Genomic DNA, 15,528 nt, shown 5'->3' on the forward strand with positions numbered 1-15,528 from the left:
ATTTATTTTAATTGTGTAGCAAGGTATTCTCTATTATGAATTACACTTTGGTTATTCGGAATGTATTTTGCAGCAAGTTCATTATGAAGGTTTGCTTCTACAAATTTACCTTGTCTAGAATAACAAACACATAATTGAATATGAGGAATCCAGGTAGAATAGCTAGCTTGAACTAAAGCAAGGGAACCTTTGTTTTCAGGTAGTTTTGTAGCTAAGTCATACCAGAATATAGCTTGATCTAATTGATTGCTACTAAAGAAATAATAAGCTATTTTACAACAAAAATCAGCTCTAGGTATATCATACTGGAATGTTTTTAAGCAATAATACATAAAGCTATCCATGTCTTTCTTTTTAGCATAACATTCAGCTATATTTGAGCAAGCTGTTTTATTATCTTCAACCCATCCTTGTTTTGAATTTATAAATTTTTCATAATAAGTTATAGCCTCATCAGTTCGATTGTTATAATAAAGCTCATTAGCAAAATAAAATGTATCTCTTGGAGAAAATTCTTCTCCTCTTGAAGCTCTTGCCTCAAAAATTCTTAAGTTTCTATTGCCGCTAGATTTAAGTTTCTTGTGATATACGTTAATATCAGCACTATGGATATTACCATACACAGATAGATACTCGTGAACTGGCCCTATCCACTCGAAGTTGTTGCTCCTTTTTACAAGTCTATTTCTCCTAAGTTGGCTTGTAGCATTGCCATATTCATCTTGACCTAAAATATAGTTCATAGTTACTGAATCTATAGTAGTGTCAAAATTACTTTTTAAATTTATAAGTTTATTTACGTCTTCCTCCAATAAAATATCGTCAGCATCTAACCACATAATATAATCTTTAGTGGCCTTACTAAAAGAAAAGTTTCTAGCCTTTGCAAAATCATCAATCCATTCAAAATCATAAACCTTAGCACCAAGCTCTTCTACAATACTTTTAGTGTTATCTGTAGAACCAGTATCAACGATTATAATTTCATCTAAAGCATCTCGAACGGAGTTTAGACATCTTGCAATAACATCAGCCTCATCTTTTACTATCATACATAAACTTATAGATATTTTTTCATTCATAAGTGCACCTCTTTTGTAATTTATAAAAATACTTTCAAAGTATATTATGAATTTACTCTATAAATGTACACTGTAAATTCCTCCAAAATAATATGAAAGGCTAAGAAAATACAATTTATATATATAAAATATAAATTTCATGAACAGGTAAGTAGATATAATAATAATTTATATAGTAAGTAAAATTTTTGGAGGAAAAAATGAAAACTAGTATAATCATATTAACTTATAATAAACTTGAATATACAAAACAATGTATAGAAAGTATTAGAGAATTTACAGAAAAAGATTCATATGAATTAATCGTTATAGACAATAATTCAACTGACGAAACACCTAAGTGGTTAGAAGAGCAAGAGGACATAATATCAATATTAAATGAAGATAATAAGGGATTTCCTAAAGGATGTAATCAAGGGATAGAGATAGCCACAGGAGATAATATATTACTTCTTAATAATGATACTGTAGTTACAAAAAATTGGCTTGAGAATTTAACTACTGCTTTATACAGTGATGAAAGTGTAGGGGCAGTTGGGCCAGTAACTAATAACTGTTCTAATTTTCAAAATATAGCTGTAAATTATAATAATCTAGAAGAAATGAAAGTGTTTGCTGAAGAGTATAATAAATCAAACAGTGAAAATTGGGAGCATAGACTTATATTAATAGGATTTTGTTTACTTGTAAAAAAAGAAGTTGTAGATAAGATAGGGCTCCTAGATGAAAGATTTTCACCAGGGAATTATGAAGATGATGACTATTGCTTTAGAATTACTGAGGCAGGATACAAATTGATTTTATGTAAAGATACCTTTATTCATCACTATGGAAGCCTAAGTTTTAGTGCAGATTTACTAGCTTTTAATCATTTAATGGCTACTAATGGTATTAAATTTAAAGCTAAGTGGGGTTTTGATGTAGGATATTCATGTGGAGTTAGAAATGACATTATAGGACTTATAGATTCACCAAAAGATAAGGCGATAAATGTATTAGAGGTTGGATGTGCTTGTGGAGCTACATTAATAAGAATAAAAGACCTTTATAAAAATGCCAATATATATGGGGTAGAGTACAATTTAAATGCAGCTAAAATTGCTGGGAAAAATGTTAAACTGCTAGGATATAATATAGAAACTGATAAAATAGAATGTGAAGAGGAATTTTTTGATTATATTATATTTGGAGATGTACTAGAACATTTACATGATCCTTCTAAAGTATTATTAGACTTAAAGAAGTTTCTAAAAAAGGATGGCTTTGTAGTAGCTAGTATACCAAATGTTATGCATTATAGTGTTATAAGAGGACTTTTAAATGGAAACTGGACTTATGAGGATGCTGGATTACTAGATAGAACACATTTAAGATTTTTTACTTTTAATGAAATTAAAAAAATGTTTATTAATACGGGCTATGTTGATAGATTTTATCTAAAGGTATTTATAGGAAGAACTCCTCAAGACGATGAATTTATTAACAAAATATCTGAATTAATTGATGATAGCTTAAAATGGCAATTAGATGCATATCAATATCTTGTTAAAGCTCAAAGAATAAACTAAAAATAGGAATATTTTTAATTAATAGATAATATACATGTATAAAATACGTATATATTATCTATTTTTTTATTTTTTAGATAAGTATAGTTTACAGTAAATGAATTTAATGCAACCACTACGTGGTATGCTACAGTAATAAGGTGTCTATTTTTTTAGATAAGTATAGAATAAAAAAACATCCTTTTAGAAATAGGTTTCTAAAAGGATGCATGGTTAAATTATTTTAGATTCTTATAGTTATTATAAACTATAGAATAACTAGTTGATAGTTAAACCTGCACTTGCATATCCAAGTACTGTATTTATTAGTGTTACTCCAGCAGCAGTTGCAGAGAATACTAATAGAAGACGAGTCTGAGCTGTTACAGGAATAGCTAAACCAGTTGTAATTCCGTTACTTACGGCTCCTATAGCTACTATACCAGTTAATGCTGGTGCTAAAGTTACAGTTGCACCTGGAACAGCAGTAAAGGTATCGTCAGGTGTAGGTGAACTAAATAATTGAGCTGTAATTGTTATAGTAGTTCCTACAAGAGTTAAGGCAGCTGCTGTACTGAAGTATGCTGCTATTGAAGTAATTGTTCCATCACGAGGAGCTGAGAATGCAAAATTATTAATACCAGTTAGATCTATAGTACCACCAAGTATGCTTATACCTGTTTCATTTGAACCAAATCCAATAATACTAGTAGTACCAACCAAACCACCTGCTATAGTAGTAAGTGCAGCAGGTGTACCAGAAGCAAATGGGATTATAGCACCTGCAGCAGTAGCACCAGTAACACCAGTAACACCAGTAGCGCCAGTAGCACCGGTAACGCCAGTAACACCAGTAGCACCAGTATCTCCAGTAACACCAGTAGCGCCAGTAGCACCAGTAACGCCAGTATCTCCAGTAGCGCCAGTAGCACCAGTATCTCCAGTAACACCAGTAGCGCCGGTAGCACCAGTAGCGCCAGTAACACCAGCAAGACCAGCGGCACCAGTAGCACCGGTATCTCCAGTAGCACCAGTTACGCCAGTAGCACCAGTAGCGCCAGTATCTCCAGTAGCACCAGTATCGCCGGTAGCGCCAGTAGCTCCAGTTACGCCAGTAACACCAGTAGCGCCAGTAATACCAGGATCACCAGTAGGACCAGTAGCGCCGGTAGCACCAGTTACGCCAGTAACACCAGTAGCGCCAGTAGCGCCAGTAATACCAGGATTACCAGTAGGTCCTGTGGCACCAGTAGCGCCAGTTACACCGGTAGCACCAGTGACCCCAATACCAGGACCAGTAGGACCAGTAGGTCCTGTAGCACCAGTAGCGCCAGTAGCACTAGTGGCACCTCTAAAAACAAGTGTGCAGCAAGCATTATTGCAACAACCATTATTTAATCTATATACCATATTTAAAAGTACCTCCTAATATATAATTAGAAATAAAATATCTCCTATATATAGATTATGGAATTTGGTGAGATTTGCCACATTTTATAATAAACATAGAAATTTTTTAATTATTGCTAATATATAAATATAGTGAAAGTTGACATAAGGAAAACAATGTATTAGAATTTAATAGTAATTTATGTCCTCATAGTTCAATGGATAGAACAGTCCCCTCCTAAGGGACAAATGTAGGTTCGATTCCTACTGGGGATACCAAGAACAAATAAGCCGACTTAAACTCAAAGTTTAGTCGGCTTATTTATATTAAGATTGTTAAACTATTAAATCATAACAATAGAACTCGAACATTAAATCCAAATAAGTAAATTATATACAGAAAAATTGAGAAAATAATTATTAAACACAAATTAAATAGAATTTTAACAAAAAAATAGTGAATATTCACACTATTTTAGTGTACAATAGAATTAAGATACACACTTATAAAATAAATGTGTAGAAAAGGGGCCATAGGAAATGTATCAGTTTTACTGAACGTTATCCTATGGTTTTTTTATTCTTTAGGAAATTATATTATTTCAAAGTTGTGGATAACTTAAATTAGATATGAATATAAGAAGGCTACATGAAGCTCCTAAAGAATAAAAAACAAGAAAATTGAGCGCCTGCCAGTTTTTCCTCACATTCGTTTGGAAAGGCAGATGCGCAAAAAAAATCGACAGCTCATAGTCGCCTTAGCGATTTTTTTATCTGTATTATTACCATATAAGCTATTCCACGAATTACTTACAAAAACTAAGAGAAAATGAGATAACATAAGAAAAAGATTGACAAATCACTTAAAAAGATATTAAATAACCTATTTAATGGTTAAAAATAAGTTGTGATAGGAATGCTAATGGTTTATAATGGAATAAAGTAAGAGATGGAGGAGAATATAGAATATATGCCCGTATACATACAAATTTTAATAACTGTATTATTAATATATGTGTCAATAATAAATCTAGTTAGTTACAAATTAAGTCTTAAAGATCTTTTTATAATGATATTAGCTGCTGAGCTTATTGCAGTACCTGTAGCTCAAATAGAAGAGTTTTTAGCCATAATTCCAATGATAATAATAACAGGAGTTATTTTATATAAATATGATAAGAATCTTATGATAAGCATAATAATTCCAATAGGGGCAGTGCTTATAGGAGTGGTTGCAGATTATATAGTGAGTAATACCTATATATCCTTATTTGGTATAAATGTAACTAGAGGAAATTTTAACATAGGAGTTGCCTTACTAGAGTTTTTTATATGCATAGTGATAAGTAAGGGTATAGGCTACTTATTAAATAAAAAAATCAAGTTAACTAATATTAATCTAAAAGGAAAGTATGGAGTACTTATAGTTTTAAGCTTACTATTAACATTAATTATTTTTTATACAAACATTTATCTAGGTAGCAAGGCTGGTTTTAATGAAGATGTATTAAGAGCTAATGGAATTTTATTTTTAACATACTTTATTTTGCTGGGAGTAATTCTTTTTGTATTAATTAGAAGCTTAACTAAGGAGTTAGAATTTAGAAATAAACAAAAGGAATTTGAGAATCTAAAACAATATACTGAGAGTTTGGAAAAGCTTTATTCTGATATGAGAGTATTTAGACATGATTATATAAACATAATATCATCAATGATTGGATATATAGATAATAGAGATATGGACGGTTTAGAAAGACATTTTTATGAAAATATAATTCCTGTAAGTAAAAGTATGCAAAAAAAGGATTTTAAAATTGGAGCAATAAAAAATATCGATATACCCGAGATAAAAGGAATAGTTTCTTCTAAGCTTATAAGAGCGCAGGAATTAGGATTAGATGTTCATGTAGAGGTAGTTGAAAATATAGATGATATAAAAATGAATATTATAGATTTAAGTAGGATATTAGGAATTTTATTAGATAATGCAATTGAAGCATCTAAAGAAAGTTTAGAATTTAAGTTAAAGCTCGCATTTATTAAAACAGAAAAAGCAATAATTATTGTAATATCCAATAGCTATAAGGAAAAAAATATTTCTCTTAATAAAATATTTAAACCTAATTATTCTACAAAGGGATCAGGGAGAGGTATTGGACTAAACAATTTAAAAAAGATAATAGATGATTATGATAATGTATTTTTAGAGACAAAAATGATAGATAATTACTTTATACAAGAGCTACAAATAACTAATACTTAAGATAAAATCTCTGAATTATTTTTCAGAGATTTTTTTAAAAAGTGACGTTTATTACAAAAATAAGCACGTTTACTGCATAATCAACACAAAATTTTACAAATATGTTACATTAAAATAATATACATATAATAAGACAAGGGGGATATTAATGAAGAAACTGAAAAAAAACCACATAATATTAATAGCTATAGCAGTTATAATTTTGGCAACCAGTATAGGATTTTATTTATTAAAGAAAAATATGCAAACGCCCAAAAGTAGTAAAATAAGCACCTATACAATATCATCAGGAGAAAAGGTATTTGTTAATGGTATCATTGGTCCAGAGGGTACTGAAGATATATATCTAGATGCAACAAAAGGAAAAGTAGATAAGGTTTCAGTCAAAGATGGACAAGTAATTAAAAAAGGAGACAACCTACTTACTTATAAAAATGAGCAGGTAACTGAACAAATTAATCAAATTAACTCTCAATTAAAGGCAAGTAAATCACAAAGGGAAGAGCTTTTGGCACAAAAAAAGGCTCAAGAAGAGGCTATTAAAAATCAAGCTTTATTAGCAAGTCAAAATCCAACAGAAGATAAAGCTACTAATACATCAAATATAAATAGTAGCCTTGTATCTACAGCAAGCATAGACAGTCAAATAAGTGCTTACGAGGAGCAATTAGCTTCACTTAAAAATAAAGAATATGCAGGTATAAATGCACCTATAGACGGAAGAGTTATACTACATGGCGAGTCTAACAATATGACGAGTCCATATATAACTATAGAATCAGTTAATTTTTATATTAAAGGAACTGTTAATGAAAAGGATCAACCTAAATTAAAAGAAAATCAACTGGCAGAGATAATAATCCTTCCTACAAACAAAAAAATAACAGGAAAAGTTACTACAGTAGGAAACAGACCAGTAACTAATAATATAGCCATTGCTAATGCAACTGCAGCAACTGCTGGTGCAAATATTTCTAACTATGAAGTAATAATAACACTGGATTCACAAGAAAATTTAACTAATGGATTCCATGTACAAGCTACCATAAAGTTAGATGATAAAGGGGTAGAAATACCTAAAACTTCAATCTTAAAAGAGGGTGAAGAGTCTTATGTTTTCAAGGTTTTAGATAAAAAATTAGTTAAACAAGTTATAACTTATAGCGAAGATGGAGAAAAAGCAAGAGTTACAAGTGGTTTATCAGAAGGTGATGAAATAGCAGAGAATCCTAATGATGAAATGAAAGAAGGGATATCTGTTGAGTAAGGTTATAGAGCTTAAGAATATAGATAAATACTATAAATTAAAAGGCGATAGATTACATGCACTAAAATCTATAAATTTAGATATAGAACAGGGAGATTTTTTAATGATTATGGGTAAGTCAGGTAGTGGTAAGACAACCCTTCTAAATCTGCTTGGTTTTCTAGATAGCTTTGATAGTGGTAATTATATATTCAATGGGAAAGATGTAACTAACTTAAATGAAAATGAAAAATCAGAATTTAGAAATGAATATTTGGGTTTTATATTTCAACAGTTCCACCTTATAGAATCGTTAACTATAGGGCAAAATGTTGAATTACCACTACTTTATAAGGGAAATATACCCCATAAGGAAAGAGATAAAAGTATAGAAAAATATCTAGACATGGTTGGATTATTAAATAAAAAAAATCAGATACCTACAGAATTATCAGGAGGTCAGCAGCAGCGTATAGCAATTGCTAGAGCTCTAATAAATAACCCCTATGTAATATTTGCAGATGAACCTACAGGAGCCTTAGACAGTAATACAAGCACTGAGATAATGAACATACTTAAAAAGCTTAATGAAGAGAATAAAACCATAATAATGGTTACTCATGATGAGGATTTAGTTAAATATGCAAATAAAGTAATAAATATAAAAGATGGGGTTATAACAAAGGGGATAGGATATGTCGATAATAAGCTTAATCAAAACAGCGCTCTATAGTTTAAGATCGCATAAACTAAGGGCATTTCTAACCATGATAGGGATAATAATAGGAATAAGTTCAGTAGTAACTATACTTTCCATAGGAAATGGGCTTAAAGCTGAGGTTCTATCGTCAGCAGAAGATACAAGTGCAAATAAAGTAAATATGTATTTTCAAGCAGAAAATATTGGAGCCGATACAAGTTTAATAGAACCATTTAATAAAGATGATATATATAATATTCAAAGGATACAAGGAGTGCAGCAAGTAGAGGCCGCTCAAGGTATTCTAGCAGGATTAAATTTTATAACTAGTGAAGCAAGTTATTTTGATAAAAGAAATTTTATCATGCTAAATTCATATAAAGATAAAAAGTTAAATATAGAGCATGGAAGAAACTTTAGAGATGGTGAAGAAGATAAGAAATTAATAGTACTAGATAAAAATGTTACTAAGGAGCTTTTTGGTTCTCCAGAAAATGCTTTGGGAAAAGCTATAACAATAGGAGGATATAACTATGAAGTTATAGGAACATTAGCTGAAGCTGGGATGCTCTCATTAGATGGAGGGTCAAGCTACATATCAGAAGAAGCCAAAAAGTCTATGACATCAGAGAGTGCTATTAATGCAATAGACATTTATATTAAACCTAATGAAGATAAAGAGTCAGTTCTTGAAGATATAAAGAAAGAATTAAAGAGTAGCCACCCAAACATACAAGGAACTTATGAGGTACAAGATCCTCAAGCTATAACAAAAGCTTTTGAGAAAATTATAGATGGATTAACAACATTTATAGCCTTAGTTACTGGAATTTCATTATTCGTAGGTGGAATAGGCGTAATGAATATAATGTATGTATCAGTAACAGAAAGAAAGCGAGAAATAGGAATAAGACGAGCTATAGGGGCTAAACCTAAGAGTATTATGCTACAATTCCTATTTGAAGCAATAATAGTAACAGGAACAGGTGGGATTATAGGAATAGGCTTTGGATATATAGTATCAAGGATAGTAGGAGCATTTTTACCATTTACCCCAGTATTAACTGTAAGTAGTTTTATAGGGGCAACTTTAACATCAGTTATAGTTGGAATAATATTTGGTATAATACCAGCCTACAATGCTTCGAAACTAGATCCTATTAAAGCAATATATATGTAAAAAATATAAGGGCAATTACTTGGCGTAGTTAAGTAATTGCCCTTATTATATATGGTTGTAAATTTAGAGGCTATATTAATTATATGTGTTTAGATTTCCATCTTTATCCCCAAAATAAAGATGTTTTTTCTTATATATAAAGAAAGCCATAAGTGCTGGTAGTATTAAAGACACAACTGATAGTGGTCTGAATCCTCCCATTATTATTGCGTATATATAATTTACTGCTATACAAGTAAAGTAAGTATATACTCCTAAAGACTTTTTAAATAAAATAACAATTAGTGCTATAAACAATAATGAATAGATAACTAGTTGTATGGTTAGTTGACTTGTAGTTATAGATTCTAAAGCTTGCGCTCCTCCAGGTTGAGTACTAAGAAAGTCTGCAATTTGATCCTTCATAAATAAATTAACTACTAATCCTAAAAGAGTAAATCCATAAAGAACTAGTTGAATTATAGATACAGTTAATATTCCTGCACCTAAAGTATACCTTTTATAATCTTCCATAAATAAATCCCCCTCATAAATAATCATGAAAATATTATATCAAAGCCTAATTGAAAATAGTTAAAAGTGTAATAAACGTTGGAAAAACTGTAATAATCGTTAATATTTTACCAAAATTATGCTATAATTTATGGTGCATGCTTTAAAATCAGTTAGGAGGATTGTGATGCTTAAGATATTTATATGCGAAGATAGCGATATTCAAAGAAAAAGATTTTTAAATATAGTAGAAGATTGTATAGAATTCAGTAATTATAATATGGAAGTAGCATTAGAGACAGGTAATCCTAAAGAATTAATAAATCATGTACGTAACAATGATGAGATTGGTATATATTTTTTAGATGTGGATTTAAAGTCTGATATAAATGGAATAGAACTAGCTGCTGAAATAAGAAAATACGATCCACGTGGTTTTATTGTTTTCGTAACGACCCATGGAGAAATGAGTTACTTGACCTTCAAATATAAGGTTGAAGCAATGGATTATATAGTAAAGGAAGACTATAAAGAACTTAAACCTAAAATAAGGCAATGTCTAGAAGAAGCCTGTAATAAGTTATCAGATAAAAGAATAGACGATAAAATCTTTAGTGTAAAGGTTGGAGATAAAATAATTAAAATACCTTTTAATAAAATTCTATTTTTTGAAACATCAACCTTTATAAGAAAAATTGTTTTACACGGAGAAAATAGATACATAGAATTTATTGCCCAAATGAAAGATGTAGAAGAAAAGTTAGATTCAAGATTTTATAGATGTCATAAGTCATATATAGTAAACAAGGATAATATAGAAGAGATAGACGTTAAAAAAAGAATAATATATATGAAAAATGGAGAAGAATGTTTAGTTTCTATAAGGCATATGAAGAATTTAATAGGGGATTAGACACATGTATTAAGGAGACAGAAGATGGATCAATATAGCTCAGTAGTTGTTATCACTATATATACTTATATAGTGATAATTAACTTATCTAATGTTAGATCTAAATATAAAGAAATATTACCTATAGTGGTATTAACAATACTAGTAGCTACAGTTCTATTTGAAATTAATAGTATATTGAAAATAATACCAAGCATTATTGGTGGGGCATTGTATTTATATAGGAATACGAAGAAGGCAGTTTATAGTATAGTATATACATTAGCTTCAGTGTTTTTAATACTTATAACTGATTATGCTCTTTGTGCGCTATATTATATGTTAACTAATTCAAATTATTTTGGAGTTTTATTTATAATAGTTGAGCTAATAAGTATGTTCTTGGTAAGTTATTTATTGGGGAATTTAATAAGAAAATTAAAATTAAAGTATATATTATTAAACTATAAGTTTTGGATATTCATGATGATATCAATAGCTTTAATATTAATAAGAATCTATATAGGGGCTGTTGAATACTACGGTTATGCAGTTAATAATAAACGTATAGAATATATTAATACATTCTTGTTTTTTATATTATTTACATTGATGATTTTAATAATTTATATATTATTTAGAGGAATAACAAAAGAAGCAGAATTAAAAAGCAAGCAGATTAATTTTGAAATGTTACAAAACTATACTACAAAAATAGAAGGTATGTATAGTGATATGAGGTCTTTTAAACATGATTACGCTAACATAATATCATCAATGATGGGATATATAGATGAAGAAGACATGACAGGTTTAAAAAAGCATTTCTATGAAAACATATTACCCTTAAACAAAAAGATTGGAAAAAATGATTCAGAAATAGGACGTCTTAGGCAGATAAAAGTGCCTGAGATTAAAGGACTATTATCATTAAAACTAATAAGAGCACAGGAAATGGGCATAGAAGTCTTAATTGATATAAAGGAACCCATAGAACAAATAAGTATGAACATAATAGATTTGACTAGAGTACTGGGAATATTATTAGATAATGCTATAGAGGCTACAGAAGAATGTGTTTTACCTAAAATTAAGATAGGATTTATAAAAGACAACCAGTCCCTAATAATAGTTATATGCAATAGATACAAGGGGGACATACTATCTGTAGACAAGCTTTATAAAAAGGGGTATTCAACTAAAGGCGCCAATAGAGGAATAGGTCTTACAAGTTTAAGAGAGATAATAAATAAATATGAAACCATTTATCTAGACACCTTAATCGAAGAGGGAGAGTTTACGCAAACTATAATTCTGGATAAAAACTTTAAACATAGCCATTAATTATATTTTGGTTGTTATAATTACATATTAAAATACTCTGCTTTGAGTTTATCTTAAGCAGAGTATTATTTTATTCTAATTCTTCTAAAAAGTTTAAATAAGATCATGAAAATATATTTATAAAAACTTTTGTACAGATGTACAACTGTACACCTGTACATCTGTAAATTTGTAAATTTGTTAATTTGTACACCTGTACAATTGTACAAGGTTAACAAAATATTGAGATATATAATTTATACAAAAACTTTTAATAATTAGAAATTTTTGTCCAATATCTTCAATTAATTTACGAATATATGGTAAAGAACCTTATTAGGAGGGAGTAATATGAATAAAGAAATAGCAAAACTATTGAATGAAAACACTTATGATGAAGATGAGATAGAAAGTTATATGAACTTTTCTGATATTGATGATAACAGTTTAAATAGGATAACAAATGATGTTAGGACAAGAATAGCTAGAGGTGGGCTTAAGAAAAGTGGATTACGTGTCCAAGAAATGTTGGAGCAAGGTGAATTTATAGAGAAAACTATTAAAGGTACAGATATAGATGTTTTAGAGGATTCAATGATGATAAACATGATAGCTAAAATACCATTTATGTCTGGTGATGGTTACTCTTTTAATAGGTTAATGTTTTGCACAAATAAGAGAATTATGATAACTTCAGCAAATTATTATAACAACCCATTTGTAACAGAGAGTTATTTAAAAGAAGAAATCAAAAAGATAAGTTTAGGCAAAAAGGTTAAAAGGCAATTTAGACTTAAAAGGTTGCTTGAAAGTAATTTAAGTTTAACAAAAGCTCTTATAACACTTGTAGCTGCAATACCTTTTTTATTTTCAATAGGAGCTGCTGGAGGTACGTTAGCCGCTGGAATATATTTTGCTACAAAGTCTGAAGTTTTAGCATTGCTTGGTTTTTATAGCGCTATATTAGGTCTTGGATATATTGTAGTAGTAAGACCTAAACTTATCACAGAAGTTTTATTAGAAACTAAGGATGGTAAAAGTTATGATGTAATTATTAGAAACGAGGATTATGAGGAAATCCATGAGTATTTAAACACTTTTCTAGTTAGGGGGGAGGAGTTTGACAGATAGAGATATAGTCACAGGTATACTAAATAGAAAAGAAGATGCTTTAATCGAGCTTAAAAATAATTATGGACGCCTTCTTTATGGTGTTATAAATAAGATATTATCATCTTTTTGCGGGGTAATGGATATAGAAGAGTGTTTTAATGATGCGCTTATGAGCATATGGGAAAATATTGATTGTTATGATGAAACTAAAGGGGAACTCAGAAATTTTCTAATATCTGTAGCAAAATTTAGAGCTTTAGATTATAAGAGAAAAATAAGTAAGCAGAAAATAAATCTTGAGTTAAAAGATGATATCCATAAAGACCAGGATAACATTCAAATAGATGATGAAGGTTTTTACGAACTTATAGAGAATTTAAAAGAAAAGGATAAAGTTATATTCGTAAAAAAGTATTTACTGGATGAGTCTGTAGAGAAAATAGCTAAAGATATAAATATGGCTAAAGATACAGTATATAAACGGTTAATGAGAGGAAGAGAGAAAATAAAAGAATATATTGAGAATTAGGGAGGGGTATTAATGTCTAGCTATTATCAAAAGTGTTTTCCAATCATGCATGTAGTTAATTCAACTGATGAGGTCTTAAGAAATCTATATTTTACCTATGAAGGAATGATGGGAACAGATGTAAAAATTAAAAAGATAGGTAAGGATAGTATGGAGTCTACTGCCATAGTAACTAGAGATGCAAATGAATATAAAAAATTATTTATGTATCATTATGACAAAGAAAATATAAAACACGAATATATAATAACTAATAGACTATTATGGGGAGATATTAGGGATAGAAAAATTGAAATATTAGGTGTTAATGAGGATGGTTCATACAAACTTAAAATAGAGCATGATTTTGTATTGGCATAATAAAGAAAAGCTAGAATGCTAGATAGATGCATTCTAGCTTTAATTATATTAATTTTAAAATAGTTAACATAGTTGTCCTAATTTACATATTTATTAAGAAAGTCACTAATTTTTTTCTCATAACCTTCTTTATCTTCTCTATAGGCTGTTGCATGAGTAGCATTAGGAACAACGAATAGGTCTTTTTCACTGCTACATGCTTCATATAGTTCATAGACCATTTCATAAGGAACAAAGGTATCTTTATCTCCATGTATAAATAAGGTTGGTTTATTAGATTTAGCTACTTGCTTAATAGCTGAGGCTTCACCGAAAAAGTAGCCAGCCTTTATCCTAGTTAATAAGCTTGTGGTATTAACTAAAGGGAAGGATGGAAGGTTGTACATTCTTTTCATCTGGTAAGACAACTCAGCTTTTACTGAAGTATAAGCACAATCTGAAATTATAGCTTTTACATTGTCTGGTAAAGTTTCACCGCTAGTCATTAAAACTGTGGCACCACCCATAGATACACCATGTAATATTATTTCAGCCTCTGGATTAATATTTGTAACTATATAATCTATCCATTGCAAATAATCTTTTCTATCATGCCAACCAAAACCTATATAATCTCCTTCACTTTCACCATGACCTCTATTATCAGGCATTAAAACATTATACCCTAAAGTCTCATAATAAAATCTTGCATATTGGGACATTTCTTTAGCTTTACTAAAATATCCATGAACAATTATAGCAGTTTTATTGGTGGGTTTATTTGCTTTAAGATAATAGCCACGAAGCTTCAAATTATCAAAAGATGTGATTTCTATATCCTCATATCCAATCTCATCAAGCCAAGTTTTTCTAGGGGTTACGGCAGGGACTGATTGTTTGAAATCTAGAGATGAGTCACCCTTTAAGAAATCTTTGCTTGTACGAGCTACTGATAAATCATAAAAATAGAAGCTTGCCAAAGTCAGTCCTATTAATAATATAAGAGTTATTAGGAGTAACGTAATCCTTAGTAAAATTTTCATTAATTCAGTCCTTTCTATAGTTTTATTGTATTTATAATAATATATTAGCTTACATAAGGCAATTGGTTAATAAATGAAATAAAATATAACGATTATTACATAATTTGCAACGTTTACTACATATTTCACACAAATAAATTTATGTATGATAGAATCAAAATAGTAAAAATAAAAGGAGGGATATAGATGAAATATGAAAAACCTAAAACTAAGGAAAGAAGCAAAGTTAAAGGGATGCTTTTTATTAGTTTGCTTGTTATTACATACATATTATTAAGAATTAATATTCCCTCTTTTAATAATAATGAAAACTTAGGTTTATTAATATTTATGTTTATAATTTTAACTATAACTTTTAGAAAAAGAATTTCTTAGGAAATATTTTAA

Annotated in this window: 15 protein-coding genes and 1 tRNA gene; 12 read left to right on the forward strand and 4 right to left on the reverse strand. The window is 29.5% G+C overall.

Annotated elements, in window-relative coordinates:
• Positions 1-2 precede the first annotated feature (2 nt).
• Positions 3-1,082, reverse strand: coding sequence for a tetratricopeptide repeat-containing glycosyltransferase family 2 protein (locus tag P8F83_RS19025; RefSeq protein ID WP_181602005.1), 1,080 nt, complete (start codon positions 1,080-1,082; stop codon positions 3-5).
• A 200-nt stretch (positions 1,083-1,282) separates the two neighbouring features.
• Between P8F83_RS19025 and P8F83_RS19030 the strand changes: the two genes are divergently transcribed.
• Positions 1,283-2,650 (forward strand): bifunctional glycosyltransferase family 2 protein/class I SAM-dependent methyltransferase, encoded by a 1,368-nt coding sequence (locus tag P8F83_RS19030; RefSeq protein WP_326512281.1) that lies wholly within the window; start codon positions 1,283-1,285, stop codon positions 2,648-2,650.
• A 258-nt stretch (positions 2,651-2,908) separates the two neighbouring features.
• Here the strand turns inward: P8F83_RS19030 and P8F83_RS19035 are convergent, their stop codons facing one another.
• Entirely contained in the window at positions 2,909-4,039 is a 1,131-nt protein-coding gene (locus P8F83_RS19035) for an exosporium glycoprotein BclB-related protein (protein WP_337250848.1), read from the reverse strand.
• Positions 4,040-4,222: 183 nt separating this feature from the next.
• Between P8F83_RS19035 and P8F83_RS19040 the strand changes: the two genes are divergently transcribed.
• The 5 genes from P8F83_RS19040 to P8F83_RS19060 all read left to right on the forward strand — a co-directional run bounded on the left by P8F83_RS19040 (position 4,223) and on the right by P8F83_RS19060 (position 9,410).
• Positions 4,223-4,297: transfer RNA gene (locus P8F83_RS19040), tRNA-Arg, on the forward strand.
• Positions 4,298-4,988: 691 nt separating this feature from the next.
• A complete protein-coding gene (locus P8F83_RS19045; protein ID WP_326512282.1) occupies positions 4,989-6,284 on the forward strand; it encodes a sensor histidine kinase in 1,296 nt (431 codons plus the stop codon).
• A gap of 148 nt (positions 6,285-6,432) precedes the next feature.
• Positions 6,433-7,551 carry an efflux RND transporter periplasmic adaptor subunit gene (locus P8F83_RS19050; RefSeq protein WP_326512283.1) on the forward strand — a complete coding sequence of 373 codons (1,119 nt, stop codon included), beginning with the start codon at positions 6,433-6,435 and terminating at the stop codon, positions 7,549-7,551.
• Positions 7,541-8,263, forward strand: coding sequence for an ABC transporter ATP-binding protein (locus P8F83_RS19055; RefSeq protein ID WP_337250876.1), 723 nt, complete (start codon positions 7,541-7,543; stop codon positions 8,261-8,263). The genes P8F83_RS19050 and P8F83_RS19055 overlap by 11 nt, the downstream gene beginning before the upstream one ends.
• On the forward strand, positions 8,226-9,410 hold the full coding sequence (locus tag P8F83_RS19060) for an ABC transporter permease (RefSeq protein WP_326512284.1): 1,185 nt from the start codon (positions 8,226-8,228) through the stop codon (positions 9,408-9,410). The genes P8F83_RS19055 and P8F83_RS19060 overlap by 38 nt, the downstream gene beginning before the upstream one ends.
• Before the next feature lie 75 nt (positions 9,411-9,485).
• Here the strand turns inward: P8F83_RS19060 and P8F83_RS19065 are convergent, their stop codons facing one another.
• On the reverse strand, positions 9,486-9,923 hold the full coding sequence (locus P8F83_RS19065) for a hypothetical protein (RefSeq protein WP_326512285.1): 438 nt from the start codon (positions 9,921-9,923) through the stop codon (positions 9,486-9,488).
• A gap of 166 nt (positions 9,924-10,089) precedes the next feature.
• Here P8F83_RS19065 and P8F83_RS19070 point away from each other — a divergent pair, with 166 nt between their 5' ends.
• The 5 genes from P8F83_RS19070 (at position 10,090) to P8F83_RS19090 (ending at position 14,119) form a co-directional block, all read left to right on the forward strand.
• The gene (locus P8F83_RS19070) at positions 10,090-10,815 is read left to right on the forward strand and encodes a LytR/AlgR family response regulator transcription factor (protein ID WP_315110562.1); all 726 of its coding nucleotides are present in this window, start codon (positions 10,090-10,092) and stop codon (positions 10,813-10,815) included.
• A 24-nt stretch (positions 10,816-10,839) separates the two neighbouring features.
• The gene (locus tag P8F83_RS19075; RefSeq protein ID WP_326512286.1) at positions 10,840-12,138 is read left to right on the forward strand and encodes a sensor histidine kinase; all 1,299 of its coding nucleotides are present in this window, start codon (positions 10,840-10,842) and stop codon (positions 12,136-12,138) included.
• A gap of 330 nt (positions 12,139-12,468) precedes the next feature.
• The gene (locus P8F83_RS19080; RefSeq protein WP_326512287.1) at positions 12,469-13,248 is read left to right on the forward strand and encodes a hypothetical protein; all 780 of its coding nucleotides are present in this window, start codon (positions 12,469-12,471) and stop codon (positions 13,246-13,248) included.
• Positions 13,238-13,759, forward strand: coding sequence for a sigma-70 family RNA polymerase sigma factor (locus P8F83_RS19085; RefSeq protein WP_326512288.1), 522 nt, complete (start codon positions 13,238-13,240; stop codon positions 13,757-13,759). Before P8F83_RS19080 ends, P8F83_RS19085 begins: the two co-directional genes overlap by 11 nt.
• 12 nt (positions 13,760-13,771) lie before the next feature.
• Entirely contained in the window at positions 13,772-14,119 is a 348-nt protein-coding gene (locus tag P8F83_RS19090) for a hypothetical protein (protein WP_326512289.1), read from the forward strand.
• A 77-nt stretch (positions 14,120-14,196) separates the two neighbouring features.
• Here the strand turns inward: P8F83_RS19090 and P8F83_RS19095 are convergent, their stop codons facing one another.
• Positions 14,197-15,141: an alpha/beta hydrolase gene (locus tag P8F83_RS19095; RefSeq protein WP_326512290.1), complete on the reverse strand. Its 945-nt coding sequence runs from the start codon at positions 15,139-15,141 to the stop codon at positions 14,197-14,199.
• A gap of 186 nt (positions 15,142-15,327) precedes the next feature.
• Between P8F83_RS19095 and P8F83_RS19100 the strand changes: the two genes are divergently transcribed.
• The gene (locus tag P8F83_RS19100; RefSeq protein WP_326512291.1) at positions 15,328-15,516 is read left to right on the forward strand and encodes a hypothetical protein; all 189 of its coding nucleotides are present in this window, start codon (positions 15,328-15,330) and stop codon (positions 15,514-15,516) included.
• Positions 15,517-15,528 lie beyond the last annotated feature (12 nt).

This window comes from Clostridium intestinale (assembly GCF_035905475.1).
GTDB classification, from domain to species: domain Bacteria; phylum Bacillota; class Clostridia; order Clostridiales; family Clostridiaceae; genus Clostridium_T; species Clostridium_T intestinale.